Origin of the sequence: Pseudomonas asiatica (genome assembly GCF_040214835.1) — a bacterium.
Taxonomy (GTDB): domain Bacteria; phylum Pseudomonadota; class Gammaproteobacteria; order Pseudomonadales; family Pseudomonadaceae; genus Aquipseudomonas; species Aquipseudomonas putida_Z.
The window spans coordinates 5,556,182-5,576,915 of record NZ_CP157874.1; the positions used below are offsets into that span (position 1 = coordinate 5,556,182).

General features: G+C 64.3%; 16 protein-coding genes. 6 read left to right on the forward strand and 10 right to left on the reverse strand.

The genetic code is table 11. The annotated features are described in order from the left end of the window. Window positions 1-91 precede the first annotated feature (91 nt). Window positions 92-904 (reverse strand): bifunctional DNA-formamidopyrimidine glycosylase/DNA-(apurinic or apyrimidinic site) lyase, encoded by an 813-nt coding sequence (gene mutM, locus ABNP31_RS24750; RefSeq protein ID WP_010955661.1) that lies wholly within the window; start codon window positions 902-904, stop codon window positions 92-94. Between the two features lie 3 nt (window positions 905-907). Next, entirely contained in the window at window positions 908-1,726 is an 819-nt protein-coding gene (locus ABNP31_RS24755) for an HDOD domain-containing protein (RefSeq protein WP_350013434.1), read from the reverse strand. A 191-nt stretch (window positions 1,727-1,917) separates the two neighbouring features. On the opposite strand from ABNP31_RS24755, the gene ABNP31_RS24760 reads away from it, so the two are divergent. From ABNP31_RS24760 to ilvD, 3 genes are all read left to right on the forward strand, one after another. Further along, the gene (locus ABNP31_RS24760; protein WP_013974647.1) at window positions 1,918-2,457 is read left to right on the forward strand and encodes a type 1 glutamine amidotransferase domain-containing protein; all 540 of its coding nucleotides are present in this window, start codon (window positions 1,918-1,920) and stop codon (window positions 2,455-2,457) included. A gap of 92 nt (window positions 2,458-2,549) precedes the next feature. Next, window positions 2,550-3,746: a class I SAM-dependent rRNA methyltransferase gene (locus ABNP31_RS24765; RefSeq protein ID WP_238067036.1), complete on the forward strand. Its 1,197-nt coding sequence runs from the start codon at window positions 2,550-2,552 to the stop codon at window positions 3,744-3,746. A 271-nt stretch (window positions 3,747-4,017) separates the two neighbouring features. Continuing rightward, the gene (gene ilvD / locus ABNP31_RS24770) at window positions 4,018-5,859 is read left to right on the forward strand and encodes a dihydroxy-acid dehydratase (RefSeq protein WP_025340988.1); all 1,842 of its coding nucleotides are present in this window, start codon (window positions 4,018-4,020) and stop codon (window positions 5,857-5,859) included. A 757-nt stretch (window positions 5,860-6,616) separates the two neighbouring features. Here the strand turns inward: ilvD and ABNP31_RS24775 are convergent. Continuing rightward, entirely contained in the window at window positions 6,617-7,672 is a 1,056-nt protein-coding gene (locus ABNP31_RS24775; protein ID WP_025340989.1) for a phosphorylcholine phosphatase, read from the reverse strand. A gap of 244 nt (window positions 7,673-7,916) precedes the next feature. On the opposite strand from ABNP31_RS24775, the gene ABNP31_RS24780 reads away from it, so the two are divergent. Beyond that, a complete protein-coding gene (locus tag ABNP31_RS24780) occupies window positions 7,917-9,308 on the forward strand; it encodes an L-cystine transporter (protein ID WP_085664338.1) in 1,392 nt (463 codons plus the stop codon). Between the two features lie 34 nt (window positions 9,309-9,342). On the opposite strand, the gene ABNP31_RS24785 is transcribed toward ABNP31_RS24780, so the two are convergent. After that, complete coding sequence (locus tag ABNP31_RS24785) at window positions 9,343-9,861, reverse strand: dihydrofolate reductase (protein ID WP_085664337.1); 519 nt, start codon at window positions 9,859-9,861, stop codon at window positions 9,343-9,345. Window positions 9,862-9,972: 111 nt separating this feature from the next. Here ABNP31_RS24785 and ABNP31_RS24790 point away from each other — a divergent pair, with 111 nt between their 5' ends. Then, window positions 9,973-11,364, forward strand: a complete 1,392-nt coding sequence (locus ABNP31_RS24790) for a DUF2868 domain-containing protein (RefSeq protein ID WP_350012852.1) — start codon at window positions 9,973-9,975, stop codon at window positions 11,362-11,364. Next, window positions 11,357-12,721 carry a GTPase/DUF3482 domain-containing protein gene (locus tag ABNP31_RS24795; protein WP_350012853.1) on the forward strand — a complete coding sequence of 455 codons (1,365 nt, stop codon included), beginning with the start codon at window positions 11,357-11,359 and terminating at the stop codon, window positions 12,719-12,721. Before ABNP31_RS24790 ends, ABNP31_RS24795 begins: the two co-directional genes overlap by 8 nt. Window positions 12,722-12,846: 125 nt before the next feature. Here ABNP31_RS24795 and ABNP31_RS24800 read toward each other — a convergent pair whose 3' ends face one another. The 6 genes from ABNP31_RS24800 to ABNP31_RS24825 all read right to left on the reverse strand — a co-directional run bounded on the left by ABNP31_RS24800 (window position 12,847) and on the right by ABNP31_RS24825 (window position 20,669). After that, window positions 12,847-13,395: a phosphonate degradation HD-domain oxygenase gene (locus tag ABNP31_RS24800; RefSeq protein ID WP_350012854.1), complete on the reverse strand. Its 549-nt coding sequence runs from the start codon at window positions 13,393-13,395 to the stop codon at window positions 12,847-12,849. 133 nt (window positions 13,396-13,528) lie between these two features. Beyond that, the gene (locus ABNP31_RS24805) at window positions 13,529-14,554 is read right to left on the reverse strand and encodes a putative 2-aminoethylphosphonate ABC transporter substrate-binding protein (protein ID WP_085592463.1); all 1,026 of its coding nucleotides are present in this window, start codon (window positions 14,552-14,554) and stop codon (window positions 13,529-13,531) included. Between the two features lie 18 nt (window positions 14,555-14,572). Continuing rightward, window positions 14,573-16,297: a putative 2-aminoethylphosphonate ABC transporter permease subunit gene (locus ABNP31_RS24810; protein ID WP_350012855.1), complete on the reverse strand. Its 1,725-nt coding sequence runs from the start codon at window positions 16,295-16,297 to the stop codon at window positions 14,573-14,575. 1 nt (window position 16,298) lies between these two features. Further along, on the reverse strand, window positions 16,299-17,357 hold the full coding sequence (locus ABNP31_RS24815; protein ID WP_025340998.1) for a putative 2-aminoethylphosphonate ABC transporter ATP-binding protein: 1,059 nt from the start codon (window positions 17,355-17,357) through the stop codon (window positions 16,299-16,301). A gap of 219 nt (window positions 17,358-17,576) precedes the next feature. After that, window positions 17,577-18,446, reverse strand: coding sequence for a LysR family transcriptional regulator (locus ABNP31_RS24820; protein ID WP_238067041.1), 870 nt, complete (start codon window positions 18,444-18,446; stop codon window positions 17,577-17,579). Between the two features lie 9 nt (window positions 18,447-18,455). Beyond that, the gene (locus tag ABNP31_RS24825) at window positions 18,456-20,669 is read right to left on the reverse strand and encodes a heavy metal translocating P-type ATPase (protein WP_350012856.1); all 2,214 of its coding nucleotides are present in this window, start codon (window positions 20,667-20,669) and stop codon (window positions 18,456-18,458) included. Between the last annotated feature and the right edge of the window lie 65 nt (window positions 20,670-20,734).

A 20,734-nucleotide genomic window follows, 5' to 3' on the forward strand; every position in this document is an offset into this window, starting at 1 on the left:
ATTCCAGCTTCGCAGCAGAAACTGCCGGGGCCGCTGTGCGGCCCTTTCGCGACGCAAGGCCGCTCCCACAAGAGGTACCGCGTAACTAGCCTCAGCGCTGGCAGCGCGGGCAATACACACTCGCCCTCTGCCCCAGCTTCACCTCGCGCAACTCCGTGCCACACACCTTGCACGGCTGCCCGCCCCGCCCGTACACGAACAATTCCTGCTGGAAGTACCCCGGCTGCCCATCGCCACCGATGAAGTCGCGTAGCGTGGTGCCGCCCTGCTCGATCGCCGCCGCCAGCACGCGCTTGATCTCGATCGCCAGCTTCAGGTAACGCGCCCGGGAAATCCCGCCCGCTTCCCGACGAGGGTCGATGCCGGCGGCAAACAGCGCCTCGGTGGCGTAGATGTTGCCCACCCCCACCACCACCGCGTTGTCCATGATGAACGGCTTGACCGCCATCGACCGCCCACGGGACAGCTGGAACAGCCGCTCGCCGTCGAACAGGTCGGTCAGCGGCTCCGGCCCCAGGCGCAGCAGCAGTTCGTGGTTGAGCGGGTCCAGGCTCCACAGCATCGCGCCAAAGCGGCGCGGGTCGGTGTAGCGCAGCATCAACCCCGACTCCAACTCGATATCCACGTGCTCATGCTTGGCCGCCGGCAAGCCCAGCTCGACCAGGCGAAGGTTGCCCGACATGCCCAGGTGACTGATCAGGGTGCCGACCTCGGCATTGATCAACAGGTACTTTGCGCGCCGCTCGACACTGACGATGCGCTGCCCCGACAGGCGCACATCCAGGTCTTCCGGAATCGGCCAGCGCAGGCGCCGGTCACGCACCACCACCCGGCTGACGCGCTGGCCTTCCAGGTGGGGCGCAATACCGCGCCGGGTGGTTTCTACTTCTGGCAATTCCGGCATGTGTCAGTGCCCGCCCATCTCGCGAATGTTCTGCTTGAGGTTCTCGAAATCGTATTCCGACAAGCCAATGTAATCGAGCACCAGCGGGCCAACCACACTCCATTCGTGGTCCACGGCCTGGCTGCCCAGCACCCGGTACGATGCGCAGATGTGCTCGGCCATCTTCAGCACCGCCAGCAGGTTTTTCAGTTGGCTCTGGGTATTGCGCGCGCTCTCGTCGCGGAATACCGCCAGGGCGTTGTGGTGGTTGGCAATGGCCGCGCTGAGGTGCTCGGGCAGGCGCCAGGACTTGGCCGTGAAATAGCCGACCACCGAATGATTGGTGTTGAACGCGCGGTTTTCGGTGTCAACCACGCGAGTTTCCTCGTCGGCCTTGGCATAGGCGTCCTCCAGCACATCCATATAGTCGGGGAAGCGCTTGAGCATCAGCGGCACGCCACAGTCATGGAACAGGCCCAGGGTATAGGCCTCGTCTGCCGCCTGGATGCCGGTGCGCTTGGCCAGAGTGAGGCAGGTCATCGCCACGTCCTGGGCAGTGTCCCAGAAGCGGTTGAGGGTAACGATGGTCTCGTCGGTCATTTCACCCTTGATCGACTGGGCGTTGATCAGGTTGATGATCGAACGGCTGCCCAGCAGGTTCACCGCGCGCTGGATCGAACCGATCTTGTTGGAAAGGCCGAAATGCGGGGAATTGACCAGCTTGAGCAAGGCGCCCGACAGGCCCGGGTCCTGGGAAATCAGCTTGGCGATGGTTTCCAGGTCCGGGTCAGGCATGTACTGCTCGAACTGCAGGTCGACCATTATCTGCGGTTGCGGCGGGATGGTGATGCCTTGCAAGGCTTGCTGGATCTGTTCGGCGCTGAGTTCTTGGGACATACGTGCACACTCGTTTGGGACCGGCGATTCTAACCCTCCAGACCGGAAATGGACCAACCACTGAATCGTTGCGCCGGAACTTTACTCTATCCATGCGGGCCTCTCTCTCATATTCATCAAGGAAAGGAGAAAGGCCCATGAGTGCAGAACTGAACGGCAAGCGAGTGGCTTTCCTGGTCACCGACGGCTTCGAGCAAGTGGAACTGACAGGCCCTCGCGAGGCCCTGGAACAGAGCGGCGCGGTGGTGGACATCCTCAGCGACAAAGAGGGAACGGTACGCGGCTGGAACCACGACCAGCCGGCTGACGCATTCGCCGTGGACGCAACCTTCGAAAGCGCCCACCTGGACCTCTACGATGCCCTGGTGCTGCCCGGTGGCGTGCAAAACTCTGACACGATTCGGTTGATTCCCGCTGCGCAGAAACTGGTGAAAAGCCACGATTCGGCTGGCAAGCCGCTGGCGGTGATCTGTCATGGTGGCTGGTTGCTGGTGTCCTGCGGGTTGGCCAAGGGCAGGCGGCTGACCAGCTACAAGACCCTGCAGGACGACATCCGCAATGCCGGCGGAGACTGGGTGGATGAAGAAGTGGTGGTCGATGGCAACCTGATCACCAGCCGCCAGCCCGATGACATTCCGGCGTTCAACCGGCAGCTGATCAAGGCATTGGCAGCCTGACGTCATCTCATGGCCGACGCGAGGCTGCTCCTGCAAGGGACGAGTGCCCAGGCAACAGGCTATAATCCCGCTCTTTTTCCCGGAGCGACGTCATGTCCCTGCCCAGCCTACGCCTCAAAGCCAATGCCGACCGCCGCCTGCGCGCCGGCCACCTGTGGGTCTACAGCAACGAAGTCGACGTCAGCGCGACCCCGCTGCAAGGCTTCCAGGCCGGCCAGCAGGCTGTTCTCGAGGCGGCCAACGGCAAGCCGCTGGGTATCGTCGCACTGAGCCCGAACAACCTGATCTGCGCCCGCCTGCTGTCGCGCGACGCCAAGCTGCCGCTGGACAAGTCGCTGCTGGTGCACCGCCTGAACGTCGCCCTGTCGCTGCGCCAGCGCCTGTTCGACCAACCGTGCTACCGCCTGGTCTATGGCGATTCCGACCTGTTGCCAGGCCTGGTGGTCGACCGCTTCTTCGACATCCTCGTGGTGCAATTGGCCTCCGCCACCATGGAAGCGCACAAGGACGACGTGATTGCAGCCCTGGTACAGGTGCTCAAGCCAAGCGGCATCCTGTTCAAGAACGACTCCTCCGCGCGTGACGCCGAAGGCCTGCAGCGCTATGTCGAGACCGTCTATGGCGAAGTGCCGGACTGGGTGCCGCTGGAAGAAAACGGCGTCAAGTTCGAAGCCCCGGTACGCGAAGGCCAGAAGACCGGCTGGTTCTACGACCACCGCATGAACCGTGCACGCCTGGCGCCGTACGTGAAAGGCAAGCGCGTGCTCGACCTGTTCAGCTACATCGGTGGCTGGGGCGTGCAAGCCGGTGCCTTCGGCGCCAGCGAAGTGTTCTGCGTCGATGCCTCGAGCTTTGCCCTGGACGGCGTCGAGCGTAACGCCGCGCTGAACGGCATCAGCGAGAAACTGACCTGCATCGAAGGCGATGTATTCGAGGCCCTGCGCGAACTGAAGGCCGCCGAAGAGCGCTTCGACGTGATCATTGCCGACCCACCCGCCTTCATCAAGCGCAAGAAAGACCTGAAGAACGGCGAAGCGGCCTACCGCCGCCTGAACGAGCAGGCCATGCGCATGCTGACCAAGGACGGCATCCTGGTCAGTGCCTCGTGCTCGATGCACCTGCCCGAGGACGACCTGCACAACATCCTGCTGACCAGCGCCCGTCACCTGGACCGCAACCTGCAGTTGCTCGAACGCGGCGGCCAAGGCCCGGACCACCCGGTGCACCCGGCCATCGCCGAAACCCGCTACATCAAGAGCATCACCTGCCGGTTGCTGCCAAACAGCTGATATCCGCTAAAAAGGGCCGCCAAGCGGCCCTTTCCTGCTGCAATCTCCCCGCCAGCTATCCACATCTGCATTCCCTCGCCGCGCCAGCGGTGTAGAATCGGCCTATTCATCGCCAGTCATCCCCGGCGGGTTTATGAGCTCTGCCCAAGCACGCGGCGATCCCGCGAGGTCTTCGGCCCCATCCGTGCCAGTGGCAACCGGCCTGCGGTACAAAGGACAAGAGAAGCTCACTCCCCTTTTTGTGACCTGATTAAGCCGCCAGGAGTGTTTCATGCCTGATTATCGTTCCAAGACTTCCACCCAAGGCCGCAACATGGCCGGCGCCCGTGCCCTGTGGCGCGCCACCGGGATGAAGGACGAAGACTTCAAGAAACCGATCATCGCCATCGCCAACTCGTTCACCCAGTTCGTCCCGGGCCACGTGCACCTGAAGGACCTGGGCCAGCTGGTCGCCCGCGAAATCGAACGCGCCGGTGGCGTGGCCAAGGAATTCAACACCATCGCGGTCGATGACGGCATCGCCATGGGCCACGACGGCATGCTCTACTCGCTGCCAAGCCGCGAGATCATCGCCGACGCCGTGGAGTACATGGTCAACGCCCACTGCGCCGACGCCATCGTGTGCATCTCCAACTGCGACAAGATCACCCCCGGCATGCTGATGGCCGCCCTGCGCCTGAACATCCCGGTAATCTTCGTCTCCGGCGGCCCGATGGAAGCCGGCAAGACCAAGCTGGCCAGCCACGGTCTGGACCTGGTCGACGCCATGGTCATTGCCGCCGACTCCTCGGCTTCCGACGAAAAAGTCGCCGAATACGAGCGCAGCGCCTGCCCGACCTGCGGTTCGTGCTCCGGCATGTTCACCGCCAACTCGATGAACTGCCTGACCGAAGCCCTGGGCCTGGCCCTGCCGGGCAACGGTTCGACCCTGGCCACCCACGCCGACCGCGAGCAGCTGTTCCTCACCGCCGGCCGCACCATCGTCGAGCTGTGCAAGCGCTACTACGGCGAGAACGATGAGTCGGTACTGCCGCGCAACATCGCCAACTTCAAGGCGTTCGAGAACGCCATGATGCTCGACATCGCCATGGGCGGCTCGACCAACACCATCCTGCACCTGCTGGCCGCCGCCCAGGAAGCCGAGGTGGCGTTCGACCTGCGCGACATCGACCGCCTGTCGCGCAAGGTGCCGCAGCTGTGCAAGGTTGCGCCGAACATCCAGAAATATCACATGGAAGACGTGCACCGTGCCGGCGGCATCTTCAGCATCCTCGGCTCGCTGGCCCGTGGCGGCCTGCTGCACACCGACCTGCCGACCGTGCACAGCCGCAGCATGGAAGAAGCCATCGCCAAGTGGGACATCACCCAGACCGATGACGAAGCCGTGCACACCTTCTTCAAGGCCGGCCCTGCCGGCATCCCGACCCAGACGGCATTCAGCCAGTCGACCCGTTGGGAATCCCTGGATGACGACCGTGAGAACGGCTGCATCCGCAGTGTCGAGCACGCCTATTCGCAGGAAGGCGGCCTGGCCGTGCTGTACGGCAACATCGCGCTGGACGGCTGCGTGGTGAAAACCGCCGGTGTCGACGAGTCGATCCTGGTGTTCGAAGGCACCGCGAAGATCTTCGAGAGCCAGGACAGCGCCGTACGCGGCATCCTCGCCGACGAAGTGAAGGCCGGCGACATCGTGATCATCCGCTACGAAGGCCCGAAAGGTGGCCCGGGCATGCAGGAAATGCTGTACCCGACCTCGTACCTGAAGTCCAAGGGCCTGGGCAAGGCTTGCGCCCTGCTCACCGACGGCCGCTTCTCGGGCGGCACCTCGGGCCTGTCGATCGGCCATGCCTCGCCGGAAGCCGCCGCTGGCGGCGCCATCGGCCTGGTGCGCGACGGCGACAAGGTGCTGATCGACATCCCGAATCGTTCGATCAACCTGCAGGTCAGCGACGAAGAGCTGGCCGAGCGCCGTGTCGAGCAGGACAAGAAGGGCTGGAAACCGGCTGAAGTACGCCCACGCAAGGTGACCACCGCGCTGAAGGCCTATGCCCTGCTGGCGACCAGTGCCGACAAGGGCGCTGTGCGTAACAAGGCGATGCTGGAAGGGCTGTGAGGCTCTGACGGTATGAATGAAGAACCGGCGCCCTGGGCGCCGGTTTTTTATGCCTGTAAGGGCCCTTTCGCGGGTAAACCCGCTCCCACAGGTACAGTGCCTGGCTCAAAGGCTGCGGAGTCCTTGTGGGAGCGGGTTTACCCGCGAAGAGGCCTCTCCCACAGGTACAGCGCCTGGCTCAAAGGCTGCGGAGTCCTTGTGGGAGCGGGTTTACCCGCGAAGAGGCCTCTCCCACAGGTACAGCGCCTGGCTCAAAGGCTGCGGAGTCCTTGTGGGAGCGGGTTTACCCGCGAAGAGGCCTCTCCCACAGGTACAGCGCCTGGCTCAAAGGCTGCGGAGTCCTTGTGGGAGCGGGTTTACCCGCGAAGAGGCCTCTCCCACAGGTACAGCGCCTGGCTCAAAGGCTGCGGAGTCCTTGTGGGAGCGGGTTTACCCGCGAAGAGGCCTCTCCCACAGGTACAGCGCCTGGCTCAAAGGCTGCGGAGTCCTTGTGGGAGCGGGTTTACCCGCGAAGAGGCCTCTCCCACAGGTACAGCGCCTGGCTCAAAGGCTGCGGAGTCCTTGTGGGAGCGGGTTTACCCGCGAAGAGGCCTCTCCCACAGGTACAGCGCCTGGCTCAAAGGCTGCGGAGTCCTTGTGGGAGCGGGTTTACCCGCGAAGAGGCCTCTCCCACAGGTACAGCGCCTGGCTCAAAGGCTGCGGAGTCCTTGTGGGAGCGGGTTTACCCGCGAAGAGGCCAGCACAGGCACCACATGGCTTACTGAATCTGCTCCGGCGTCACGATCACCCAGTTCTTGTCCGCCGTCACCGGCAGCCCTTCCTTGGCCTGCGCCGCGGCATTCCTGGCAATCATCCCGTTCATCTGGTCCATGTACTTGGCCTTGCGGTTTATCCACAGGTGGATGCCACCTTTGCCCACATCCACCCCATGAAACTGCATGTAGCCGTCGCTGGTCGGCGTATCGCCCCCCACCAGCACCGGTTTCTTCCACTCATCGATATAGGTCAGGATCGCCGCCTGCTTGCCTGCCATCCAGGTGGCCGGGGTCCACAGGTACGGGGTCAGCTCCAGCCCCACGTTGGCCTTGGCATCATAGTGCCCGGCGCTGATCTGCTTGCGCGCGGTGGTCAACTGGCCGCTGGCGCGGTCCTTCAGCAACAGGCTCACGCCAATCACATTCTGCGGTTTCACGTTGTAGCCGTACTTGGGGTCCGACGCGACCATGCGCACCAGCTCCTCGGAAGCAGCGGAAATCACATAGACCTCGATACCGTTCTCCATCAGCTTGTTGTACAGCTCGGCCTGGCCCTTGAAGACCTTGGGCGGCTGTACCTCGATGGCCTTGACCTGGTCCCCTTCGTAATAGGTGGCCGGGATCGGTTTGCCGGAGGCCATCAGCTCATCCACCTGCACCTTCAGCTCCTGCAGGGTAAAGCCGGAGAACACCTGGGCCACCCACGGGTAGCAGACCATGTCGTCCACTTCGCACAGCCGGTAGTAGTAACTGAACAGGCTTTCCTTGTGCTCGGCGGTGTCCTTGAACGGCATCAGCTTCAACGAGGGGTCGAGCTTGTCGCGGCTCAGCAGGCCCTTGTTTTCCATGAACGGCAGCAAGGCCTCTTCAAGGTCGTAGCGGTAACTGGTGTTGTCCATGTCGAAGACAGCGTAGTTACCCTTGTTGGCATTGGCGGCAATCATGCCGTCGAGCTGCCTGGCTGCCTCGGCGGGCCAGTGCTTGAGCTCGGTGGCGAAGGTTTCGATACTGAACAGCAGGGACAGGCCGATGGCGACGGCTTTCGGAGCGAACTTCATGTACGAATCTCCTGAAATGACCCCGAAACGCTAGTGCAACAATCCCTGCCGGCAGCCCTTGATAACGACCTCCATGCAGCTGCAAACGCCGTGTTCATTGCAATCCGCGACACGCCGTTATTCCATAAACGACTATGCACATTCCATTTGGGTATAAATTCGTTTGTTTTCAGCCTGTTAGCATTTCCGTTCGCAATCGCTCACAGAGGCGATGCCTCTTCTGCTTTTTTCTGCTGGAGCTTCAATGAACCTGCCGCTGTCCCTTAACCTGCTGGCGTTCCTGGCCCTGTTGCTGGGCCTGGCACAAACCCGCCGCACCGACTGGAGCCTGGCCAGGAAAGTATTGCTGGGCCTGGTGCTGGGCGTAGTGTTCGGCCTGATCCTGCATACCGTCTATGGCGCTGGCCACCCCGTACTCAAGGCCACCATCAGCTGGCTCGACCTGGTCGGCAACGGCTACGTCGGCCTGTTGCAGATGATCGTAATGCCGCTGATCTTCGCCTCGATCCTCAGTGCCGTGGCTCGCCTGCACAATGCCTCGTCACTGGGCCGCATCAGTGTGCTGAGCATTGGCACCCTGCTGCTGACCACCGCCATCGCCGCGTTGATCGGCATCGTCCTGACCAACCTGTTCGGCCTGAGCGCCGAAGGCCTGGTGGCCGGCGCGCAGGAAAGCGCGCGCATGCAGGTTATCCACAGCGACTATGCCGGCAAGGTCGCCGACCTAAACATCCCGCAATTGCTGCTGTCGTTCATCCCCAGCAACCCGGTAGGTGACCTGGCACGGGCCAAGCCGACCTCGATCATCAGCGTGGTGATCTTTGCCGTGTTCCTCGGCCTGGCCGCGTTGCAGCTGATCAAGGACGATGCCGAGAAAGGCGAACGCGCGCTGTCGGCCATCGACACCCTGCAGGCCTGGGTGATGCGCCTGGTGCGGGTGGTGATGAAGCTGACCCCGTATGGCGTACTGGCGCTGATGACCAAGGTGGTGGCCAGCTCGAACATGGAAGACATCCTCAAGCTGGGCAGCTTCGTGGTGGTGTCGTACCTGGGCCTGGCCCTGATGTTCGTGGTGCACGGCGTTATCCTCGCCGCCACCGGCGTGAGCCCGCTGCGCTTCTTCCGCAAGGTGTGGCCGGTGCTGACCTTCGCCTTCACCAGCCGCTCCAGCGCCGCCAGCATTCCGCTGAACATCGAAGCGCAAACCCGCCGCCTGGGCGTACCGCAGTCGATTGCCAGCTTCAGCGCATCGTTCGGTACCACCATTGGCCAGAACGGCTGCGCCGGCCTCTATCCCGCCATGTTGGCGGTGATGGTGGCGCCGGCGGTGGGCATCGATACCTTCGACCCGCTGTGGATCGCCACCCTCGTGGCCATCGTCACCTTGAGTTCGGCAGGTGTTGCCGGCGTAGGTGGCGGTGCGACTTTCGCCGCGCTGATCGTGCTGCCGGCCATGGGCTTGCCGGTGGAGCTGGTGGCGTTGCTGATTTCGGTGGAGCCGCTGATCGACATGGGCCGCACGGCGTTGAACGTGAACGGTTCGATGACCGCAGGGGTGGTGACCAGCCAACTGCTGAAAGAGACCGACAAGGATGTGCTGGCTGGCGATGAACATGCCGAGCTGAGTCATACTTAAAAATCAAAGGGGCCGCTATGCGGCCCCAAATTGATCAGCGACGATCCCAAACTTCAAAATGGTAACTGGGTGCGTCAGTTTCAGCAGGCTGGGGATCTTGGGAAATAATCTTCCATTTGGAATCGTCGACCTTGGGAAACCACGCATCTCCTTCTGGAGCATAGTCAACCTGGGTCAGGTACATCCGGTCCACTAGCTCCTGCTCTAGGGCTTGCCCATAGAGTTGGGCGCCGCCAATCAGCATAAGCTCATCCACCCCATTTTCTCTTGCCCAGCTATCTGCCCGTTCAATAGCTTCAGCCAGAGAGGGTAGGACTTCCGCCCCATCGAGCTTCAGGCCCGCCTGGCGGCTTACAACGATGTTCAAGCGCCCCGGCAAAGGACGGCCAAGAGAGTCCCATGTCTTACGCCCCATGATGATGGGCTTACCCATCGTTTGAGCTTTGAAAAATTTAAAATCCCCCGGCAAATGCCAGGGCATGCGGTTATCGATGCCAATTACACGGTTCGCACCAATGGCAGCAATCAGGCAGAGGGGAAGTGGTTTTTTCATGCTGGCGAGAATACCAAACAACCCGGTGAAGATATCTAGCTAACTGTCGAGATCTATCTAGCGAAGCTCACAATTTTCCGTGTGGGTTATGCTTCTGCCCTGACCTGTGCAATGGAAGACCTTGTGACCGCACCGACTTCACTGGACAAGCGCTGGCTCACCGAAGCGGTACGCCTGCGCGAGGAACATGCCGGCCCCCTGGAGGACCAGGAAGCCAACCGCCGCGCCCGCCAGGCAGGCGGTGACCTGGCGGCCCGCATCGAAACCCGTGCCCTGTTCCTGGCCGAACGCGACGGCATCAGCACCGCCCTGCGCCACTGGAAACAGGGCGCACGCCTGGCTCTGCTGGCCTTGCTGGTGCTGGCCATGCTCAGCGGCGCAGGGTTGGCACTGGCCGCCTTGGGCGACGGGCAGCGCCCGGTGAATGTGTTCTGGGCCCTGGGCAGCCTGCTCGGCCTGAACTTGCTGATGCTGCTGGGCTGGGCCATCGGCTTTGCACTGAGCGGCGAGCATGGCGCGGGGCTGGGCCGCCTGTGGCTGTGGCTGAGCGAACGCTTTGCCCGTGACGCCAAGGCCGCGCACCTGGCACCGGCGCTGCTGGTGCTGCTGCAACGCCAGCGCCTGAACCGCTGGCTGCTCGGCCTGCTGGTGCATGGCCTGTGGCTGCTGGCGATGATCACCGCACTGGGCATGCTACTGGCCTTGCTGGCAACCCGGCGCTATGGCTTTGTCTGGGAGACCACCCTGCTCGCCGCCGACCCGTTCATCCACCTGACCCAAGCCTTGGGCGCGCTGCCCTCGTTACTGGGCTTCACGGTACCCGACGAGACCATGATCCGCGCCAGTGGCGACAGCCAGCCGGCCCTGGACCTGGCGCGCCAGGCCTGGGCCAGCTGGCTGCTTGGCGTGGTGCTGGTGTACGGCCTGCTGCCGCGTCTGCTGCTGGCCGGGCTGTGTCTGTGGCGCTGGCGTCAAGGCCGCCAACACCTGGCGCTGGACCTCAGCCTGCCCGGCTACGCACAGCTGCGTGAAGCGCTGATGCCACGCAGCGAACGCATCGGCGTCCAGGATGCCGCGCCCGAGGCCTTGCCGCAGTTTGCCGCTGGCCAGCTGGAAAGCGGCAGCAGCGGTGCCCTGCTGGTCGGCCTGGAGCTGGACGACCAGCACCCCTGGCCACCCGCCCTGCCGAAAAGCGTGACCAGTGCCGGCGTGCTCGACAGCCGCGAATCGCGCAACCGCCTGCTCGAACAGCTCAGCCGTTTTCCGCCGGCACGCCTGGCCATCGCTTGCGACCCGCGCCGTTCGCCCGACCGCGGCAGCCTGGCGCTGCTCGCCGAGCTGGCACGCAATGCCGGCGCCACCCGCATCTGGCTACTGCAGGCCGCACCGGGCGAGGCCCTGGACGCCCAACGCCTGGGCGACTGGCACGACGCCCTCGACCGCCTTGGCCTGGCGCATGCCGATACCTCGCCGCTGACCTGGCTGGAGCATGGCCATGACTGAGCCGCTGAAACTGGCCGTGGTCGGCCACACCAACGTCGGCAAGACCTCGCTGCTGCGCACCCTGACCCGTGACGTCGGCTTTGGCGAAGTCTCCCACCGCCCCAGCACCACCCGCCATGTGGAAGGTGCGCGGCTGTCGGTGGACGGCGAACCCTTGCTCGAACTGTACGACACCCCGGGCCTGGAAGACGCCATCGCCCTGCTCGACTACCTCGAACGCCTGGAGCGCCCGGGCGAGCGCCTGGACGGCCCGGCCCGCCTCGAGCGCTTTCTGCAAGGCAGCGAGGCACGCCAGCGTTTCGAGCAGGAGGCCAAGGTGCTGCGCCAGCTGCTTGCCAGCAATGCCGGCTTGTATGTGATCGACGCCCGCGAACCGGTGCTGGCCAAATACCGCGACGAACTGGAAGTGCTGGCCAGTTGTGGCAAGCCGCTGCTACCGGTGCTCAACTTCGTCGCCAGCCACCAGCACCGCGAGCCGCAATGGCGTGAAGCCCTTGCCAGGCTTGGGCTTCACGCGTTGGTGCGGTTCGACAGCGTGGCCCCGCCAGAGGATGGCGAGCGCCGGTTGTACGAAAGCCTGGCCCTGCTGCTGGAAGACGCCCGCCCGGCCCTGCAGCGGCTGATCGACGACCAGCAGGCACAGCGCCTGGCGCGTCGGCACAGCGGCAAGCGCCTGATTGCCGAGCTGCTGCTGGACTGCGCCGCCTGCCGGCGCAGCGTCGAGGCCGAACCGGCTGCCGAAGCCCAGGCCATCGAGGCATTGCGGCAAGAGGTGCGCCAGCGCGAGCAGCGCTGTGTCGAGGCACTGCTCAAGCTGTATGCCTTCCGCCGCGAGGACGCCCATGCCAGCGACCTGCCGTTGCTGGATGGCCGTTGGGGCGATGACCTGTTCAATCCCGAAACCTTGAAGCTGCTGGGCGTGCGCCTGGGCAGTGGTGTGGCCGCCGGTGCTGCGGCGGGTGCCGGGGTGGACCTGCTGGTCGGCGGCCTGACACTGGGGGCTGCCGCCCTGGCCGGGGCGATTGCCGGCGGCGCGCTGCAGACGGCGCGCAACTATGGGTCGCGGTTGATGGGCAAGCTCAAGGGCAAGCGCGAGCTGACGGTGGACGACACGGTGTTGCGCTTGTTGGCCTTGCGTCAGCAGCAGTTGATGGTGGCGCTGGAAAACCGCGGGCATGCGGCGCAGGATAGCATTCGGCTGGGGGAGCTGGATGAGAAGGCCTGGCGGGAGGGCAAGTTGCCGGAGGCGCTGAGCAAGGCGCGGGCGCATCCGCAGTGGTCCACCCTCAACCCTGGGGCGAAGCTGAACCAGGCTGAGCGGCAGGAACAGCTGGAGGCGCTGGTTTCACAGTTTTGATCAAGCAGGTCTGGCCTCTTCGCGGGTAAACCCGCTCCCACAGGTATCTCAAATTCCTTGAGATGTGCACTATTCCTGTGGGAGCGGGTTCACCCGCGAAGAGGCCCGCACAGGCAGCCCACATCTCAAAGTAATGCCAAAGCCTTCCGCTTCAACCCATCCAGGTCAATCACCGTCACCCCGACCACCTTGGCCCGCTCATCCCACTCCCTCATCCGCAAGCTCACCTCGAACAGCGGGTCCCGCTCGAACAAATCCGCCTCGTCCTCGCTCATCACGCCCCCCTGATACTCCAAGGTCCGCCTGCTCGCTTCACTCAACCGCTGGTAATACCCAGGCTGGCGCAAAGTCAGGTAGCGCTTGGCCTCCACGTGATACTGCACCAGCCGTGCCATGCGTTCGCCGAAACCACAGCGGCGTAAATACTCGGCGCCGATGCGCTCATGGCTGACCACGCCATAGCCGCCCATGCTGGCGTCACCGCCGCACAGGTGGCCGATGTCATGGAAGAACGCCGCCAGCACCACTTCGTCGTCGAAGCCTTCGGCCATGGCCAGTTGCGCGGCCTGGGACATGTGTTCGAGCTGGGTGATAGCTTCGCCGATGTAGTCGTCACTGCCGTGGCGTTCGTACAGCGCGAAGGTGCTGTCGATGATCTGGGCTGGGGTGGGCATCACTGTTTATTCCTGGCTGGATTGCAGCAGTGGCTTCTTCGCGGGCATGCCCGCTCCCACAAGGATCGCACACAGCTGAACGACTGCGCGGTACCTGTGGGAGCGGGCGAGCCCGCGAAGAGTCCGGTGCAGGCTACTGCTGAGCCACCTTCTCCGACTTGCCGTCATAGCGCTTGCGCCACTCGGCCAGGATCTGGTCACGGTTCTTCGAGGCCCAGGCAAAGTCGTTCTTGATCAGGCGCTGTTCATAGTCCGCCGGCAGTTCGGTCTGCGGCTTGGCAATACCCGGGGCAGCCAGCACGGCGAAGTTCTCCTTGTACAGCTCCATGGCCGCCGGGCTTGCCGAGAAATCAGCCAGGCGCTTGGCCGCATCCGCTTTTGGCGAACCCTTGATCACCGCAGTCGCCTCGATCTCCCAGCCCAGGCCTTCCTTCGGCAGCACGATGTCCAGCGGCGCGCCCTGGCGCTTGAGCTGCACGGCCGGGTACTCGAACGAGATACCGATCGGGAATTCACCCGCTGCGGCAAGCTTGCACGGCTTGGAGCCGGAATGAACGTACTGGCCGATGTTCTGGTGCAGTGCATCCATGTACGCCCAACCCTGTGGCTCGCCAAAGGTCTGCAACCAGGCACTGACATCCAGGAAGCCGGTGCCGGACGAGGCCGGGTTCGGCATGACGATCTTGCCCTTGTACTCAGGCTTGGTCAGGTCCTGCCAGCTCACCGGCTTGCTCAGGCCCTGCTTCTCGGCCTCGATGGTATTGAAGCAGATGGTCGCGGCCCACACGTCCATACCGACCCAGGCTGGTGGGTTGGCAGCATCGCGGTAATTGGCGGCAATCTTGCCCAGGTCCTTCGGTGCGTAGGCTTCGAGCATGCCGTTCTGGTCGAGGATGGCCAGGCTGGAAGCAGCCAGGCCCCACACTGCGTCGGCTTGCGGGCGGTCTTTCTCGGCCAGCAGCTTGGCGGTGATGATGCCGGTGGAGTCACGAACCCACTTGATCTCGATGTCCGGGTTGGCCTTCTCGAAGGCCTGCTTGTAGCTCTTCAGCTGTTCGGCTTCCAGGGCGGTGTAGACCGTCAGCTGGGTACCAGCGGCCGAAGCCTGCAGGCTGAACACGGCGGAAACGGCAGCGGCAAGTGCAAGGTGCTTGTACATGGGTAGGTTCCTTACAGGTCAGACGGTCGCGGCGCGTTGGCGCCAGGCTTGGGAGCGGCGCAGCAGGCCGCGTGAGGCTGCGGCCAGCAGCAGTGAAGCGCCTGCACTGGTCAGCAGGATCAGGGTGGACATGGCGGCGGCACCACCGACGTTGCCGGCGTCATCCATGTTCAGCACGGCGACGGCAGCCAGGATGGTGTCGGGGCTGTACAGGAAGATCGCCGCCGACACGGTGGTCATCGCCGAGACGAACAGGTAGCGGATGATGTCCAGCAGCGCCGGCAGGCAGATCGGCACGGTCACCCGCAGGAAGTGCCTGTACAGCGGCGCCTTCAGCGACAGCGCGGCAGCCTCGAACTCGCCGTCGAGCTGGCGCAGGGCGGTGGTCGCAGTCATCTGCGCGGTGGTCAGGTAGTGGGCGATGGTGCACACCACCAGCAGCCCCATGCCGCCGTAGAACACATGCAGCGGGTTGCCGTTCAGGTTGAAGAAGAATACGTAGCCCAGGCCCAGCACCAGGCCCGGCACGGCCATGGGGATGAAGCTGAGCAGGCGCAGCGCCTGGTTGAGCAGGCGTTGGCCCTGGGTCTTCTCCATCAGGTAGGCGCCGGTGAAGATCACGATGCTGCCGATCAGCGCGGTGCCGATGGCCATGGTCACGCTGTTGCGGTAGGCCAGCCAGCCACCACCGGCGGTGTCCTCGAACATGTAGTGACGCAGCGACAACGACAGGTTGTAGGGCCAGAAAGTGACCAGCGACGAATACACCGCCATGCCGATCACCAGCAGCAATGCCGCGCACACCAGCAGCACGATCGCCAGGAAGCAGGCATCACGGCCCCGCGACGGCTTGGGCTCGAACACTTGGGCACGGCCGCTCATGGCCTCGCCCTGGCGCCGGCGCAGCCAGGCATCGACGGTAAAGCTGAACAGCGCCGGCAACAGCAGCACCATGCCGATCAGCGCGCCGCGGCCGAACTGCTGCTGGCCGACCACAGCCTTGTAGGCTTCCAGGGCCAGCACCTGATAGTCGCCGCCGACCACGACCGGTACACCGAAGTCGGTGATGGTCAGGGTGAACACCAGGCAGAACGCTGCGAATACTGCCTGGCGCGTGGCCGGCCAGGTGATGCTGGTGAACGCTCGCCAAGGGCCGGCACCCATGCTGGACGCTGCGTCGAACAGGCGTGCATCGGCCAGCGATAGCGCCGACAGCAGGATCATCAGGGCATGCGGGAAGGTGTAGATGGCCTCGCCCAGCACAATGCCCCAGAAGCCATAGATGTTGTCGCTGAGCAACCCGCGCAGCAGCCCCTGGTTACCGAACAGGTAGACCAGGGCGATGGCCGGCAGCATTGACGGCGCCAGCAGCGGCAGCAACGAAATCCCCCGCCACAAGCCTTTGCCCGGAATCAGCGTGCGTTGCAGGGCATAGGCGAACAGGTAGGCCTGCGGCACCACGATGGCTGCCACCGTGAAGGCCACCGACAGACTGTTGCCCAGCAGCCAGTGGAAGTTTTCACTGGCGAACAGTTCGCGGGCCGCCAGCAGGCCGCCACCCTGGCCCGCTTCTGCGCTGAAGCCGCGCCAGAAGATCGCCAGCAGCGGCATCAGCACCGCCAGCACCAGAAGGATCAGCAGCAGGCTCTTGCCGCCGACGACAAACAACCGGTCGCCCAGGGCGACGCCAGCACGCGGCGTGGCCTTGGCCTGGCTCAGCGGCAGGGACATTGGCGCGGCCATCTCAGGCAAACACCTGCAGGCTCTGCGGCGGCAGCGCCACCCAGATGTCCTGCGAGCCCAGCCGCGGCATGGCCTCGGGGGCCAGCTCCGCCAGCAGTGCATGGCCAGGCAGCGCCTTGAGCTCGAAGCTCATGCGGCAGCGGTTACCGAGGAAGGTGATTTCACGGACCATGGCCGGGAACAGGTTTTCTTCGTGCACCGCCGGGTTGACCGTGATCGCCTCCGGGCGGCAGAACAGCCGGCCGCTGCTGGGTCGGGCCGAACCTGGTGCCAGACGCATGTTCATGCCACCGACCTGGGCATGGCTGTCACTGCTGCGCTGGAACGGCAACCAGTTGCCCTGGCCGACGAACTCGGCAACGAACGGCGTGGCCGGCTGGTCATAGATTTCCTGCGGGGTGGCGTACTGCTCGACCTGGCCGTTGTTCATCACCGCAATGCGGTCGGCCATCAGCATGGCCTCGTCCTGGTTGTGAGTGACCATCAGCGTGGTGATACCCAGCTGGCGCTGCAGCTGGCGCAGTTCGGTGCACAGGTGCTCGCGCACCCGGGCATCCAGCGCCGACATCGGCTCGTCCAGCAGCAGCAACGACGGCGACGGTGCCAGCGCACGGGCCAGGGCCACACGCTGCTGCTGGCCACCGGAAAGCTGACCGGGGTACTTCTTCTCGCTGCCGGCCAGGCCCACCAGTTCGAGCATTTCGGCCACTCGCTGGCGAGCCTGCTCGCGGCCACTGCCAGTCAGGCCATAGGCGATGTTGGCTTCGACGGTGAGGTTGGGGAACAGCGCGTAGGACTGGAACAGGATGCCGTAGTCACGGGCCTGGGGTGGCAGCTCCGAGATATCGCGCTCGCCGATGTACAACGTACCGCGGTCCTGGCGCTCCAGGCCGGCGATGCAGCGCAGCAACGTGGTCTTGCCGCAGCCGGACGGCCCGAGCAGGCACACCAGTTCGCCGGCGGCGATGTCCAGCGAGACATCGTTCAGCGCCGTGAAGGCGCCGAAGCGCTTGTGGATGTTGCGCACTTTCATCTGTGCGCCGGGGGTGGTGTGGTTCATGGCAGGGCCTCATCGAAGAGATGGGGGCCATGCTAGGAAGGCTGTGCGAAGGTTCTGTGGCTTTAGGGCAAAAGCGGGTGATAGTGGTATAGGCAGATTTTGTAGTGGCCTTCGCGGGCCTCTTCGCGGGTAAACCCGCTCCCACAGGGATCGCGCCGCATCTGAAGGCTGTGCAGTACCTGTGGGAGCGGGTTTACCCGCGAAGAAGCCAACACAAATCTAGAACTGTGAACCGGCCACTTCCTGCGCCACCCCAAGGAAGGCCGCCGGCAACCGGGCCTGGCGCCGCTCCTTCAGGCAATACAGGTACTCATGCATCACCGGCGCGTTCTCCAGCGCCAGCACCCGCAACTCAGGGTTGTGCGGCACCTCGTGCCGGGCAATCACGCTGATGCCGATATTGCGCAGCACCGCCTCACGGATAGACTCGCGGCTGCCAATCTCCAGCAAGGCGCCGGCCTTCACCCCGGCCTCCTGCATCATCTGCTCGGTCAGCTTGCGTGTGGTCGAGCCCTTCTCGCGCATCAGCAGGCAATGCCCTGCCACCACGTCAATGGACACCGCCTGGCGGTGTGCCAACGGGTGGTTGCGATGCACCGCCACCACCAACGGGTCAGTCCCCAGCACCCGCCGCACCAGCCGAGCGTCTTCCAGCAGTTGCGACGAAGCGGCGATATCCACCCGGTAGTCCTCGAGCATCTCCAGCACCTGCTGCGAGTTGCCGATTTCCACCGCCACTTCCACCTGCGGCAGGCGTTCGCGGTAGATCTTCACCAGGTCGAGAATGTAGTAAGGCGCCGTGGCCGCAATGCGCAAGCTGCCCTGGGCCTGGCCGCTGTTGCGCAGCTCGAACTCGATGTCGGCCTCCTGCTGCAGCAGTGCCTTGACCATCGGCAGCAGGCGCACGCCCTCCTCGCTCAGCACCAGGCGCCGCCCGCCGCGGTAGAACAGCTCCACCGCGTACTGGCTCTCCAGGTTGCGAATCTGCGTGGTCACCGTGGGCTGGCTGAGGCCGAGCTTCTTCGCCGCCAGGGTGATGCTGCCCAGGCGGGCCACCATGTAGAAGGCTTTAAGCTCCGAACTCAGCATGCACGTCCTCTATTTGCGCAACAGGCGCAAGCCGTTGAACACCACCAGCAGGCTCACGCCCATGTCGGCAAACACCGCCATCCACATGGTGGCCATGCCGGCAAAGGTGATCGCCAGGAATATCGCCTTGATGCCCAACGCCAGAACGATGTTCTGCATGAGGATCGCCGCACTTTGGCGCGACAGCCTGACGAAGGCCGGGATTTTCCGCAAGTCGTCGTCCATCAGCGCCACATCGGCGGTCTCGATGGCGGTGTCGGTACCGGCCGCCGCCATGGCAAAACCGATCTCGGCACGAGCCAGCGCCGGGGCGTCGTTGATGCCGTCACCGACCATGCCCACCCGATGGCCCTGGGCGTACAGAGTTTCGATGCTCTTGAGCTTGTCGGCAGGCAGCAGGTTGCCTTCGGCACGGTCGATGCCCACCACGGTGGCGATGGCCTGGGCGGTATGCGGATTGTCACCGGTCAGCATGACAGTCTTGATGCCCAACTCATGCAGCTCGGCGATGGCCTGGCGACTGCTTTCCTTCACCGTGTCGGCCACCGCGAACAGCGCCAACGGGCCGGAGCGGTCGAGCAGAAGCACCACGGTCTTGCCCTGGCGCTCCAGCACATCCAGCTGGGCCTCGAGCTCGGGCGAGCACAGCCCCAGTTCCTCGACCAGACGGTGGTTACCCAGGTGGTAAACCTCACCCGCGATGGTACCGCGCACGCCGCGCCCGGCCAGGGCGGCGAAGTCATCGACCTCGCTCAAGGCCAGGCCTTGCTCCTTGCCGAACTGGGCAATGGCGCGGGAAACCGGGTGATCCGAACGCTCGCCCAGGCTGGCGGCCAGGGCTTGCGCGCGGCCTTCGAACAGCGGCTCCAGTACCTTGGCGTCGGTCTGCACCGGCTTGCCGTGGGTGATGGTGCCGGTCTTGTCCAGGGCCAGGAAGTCCAGCTGGCGCCCGCCTTCCAGGTACACGCCACCCTTGATCAGGATGCCCTTGCGCGCGGCGGCAGCCAGGCCGCTGACGATGGTCACCGGGGTCGAGATCACCAGGGCGCATGGGCAGGCCACCACCAGCAGCACCAGGGCGCGATAGACCCAGTCGAACCAGGCACCGGCCATGAACAGCGGCGGTATCACCGCAACAGCCAGGGCAATGGCGAACACTACCGGGGTGTAGATGCGCGAGAAGCGGTCGACGAAACGCTGGGTAGGCGCCCGCGCGCCTTGCGCTTCCTCGACGGCCTTGATGATCCGCGCCAGGGTCGATTGCCCGGCAGCAGCGGTAACGCGGAACTCCAGCGCCCCTGCCTGGTTGATGGTGCCGGCGAACAACTTGTCGCCCACGGCCTTCTCCACAGGCAGGCTTTCGCCGGTGATCGGCGCCTGATCGACGGTGGATTGCCCGCTGGTCACTTCTCCGTCCAGGCCAATTCGTTCGCCGGGGCGCACCCGCACCAGGGCCCCGATGGCCACCTCCCGCACCTCCACTTCCCGCCACTGGCCATCGGCCTGGCGCACGGTGGCCATGTCCGGGGTGAGCTGCATCAGGCCGCCAATGGCGTTGCGCGCGCGGTCCAGCGAGCGGGCTTCGATCAGCTCGGCGACGGTGAACAGCACCATCACCATGGCCGCTTCCGGCCACTGACCGATCAGCACCGCGCCAGTCACGGCAATGCTCATCAGCGCGTTGATGTTGAGGTTGCGGTTTTTCAGGGCGATCCAGCCCTTCTTGTAGGTACCCAGGCCACAGCCGAGGATCGCTGCCAGCGCCAACGCCGCCACCACCCACTCCGGGGCCAGCGCGGCAAAGTGCACGATTTCGGCGGCGATCGCGGCAAGACCGGACAGCGCCAGCGGCCACCAGCGGGTCTTGACCACTTGTGGCGCGCTGGCCGTGCCATCGTCTTCGGCGCCAAGCGGCTCGGCCTTCATGCCCAGGCTGTCGATGGCCTGCTCGATTTCAGCAGTGCCACCCAGGGTGTGGCGCACGCCAAGCACACGGTTGATCAGGTTGAATTCCAGCTGCTCGATACCGGCCAGCTTGCCCAGCTTGTCCTGGATCAGGGTCTGCTCGGTAGGGCAGTCCATGGCCTCGATGCGAAAACGGCTGAACTGGGCGTGGCTGCTGGCCTTTTCGCTCAGCTGGACCGAGGCTGGCGCAGCAGCGCTGCCACAGCAGCTGTGGGCGTGGTGATCGTGCTTGTGTTCGTGGCTGACAGGCTGGTTCATGGGGTCATCCTTAATTTGAGCCTGTTGCCAAGTGAACACCCTGTAGCCACTATAGGGTCAAGCCA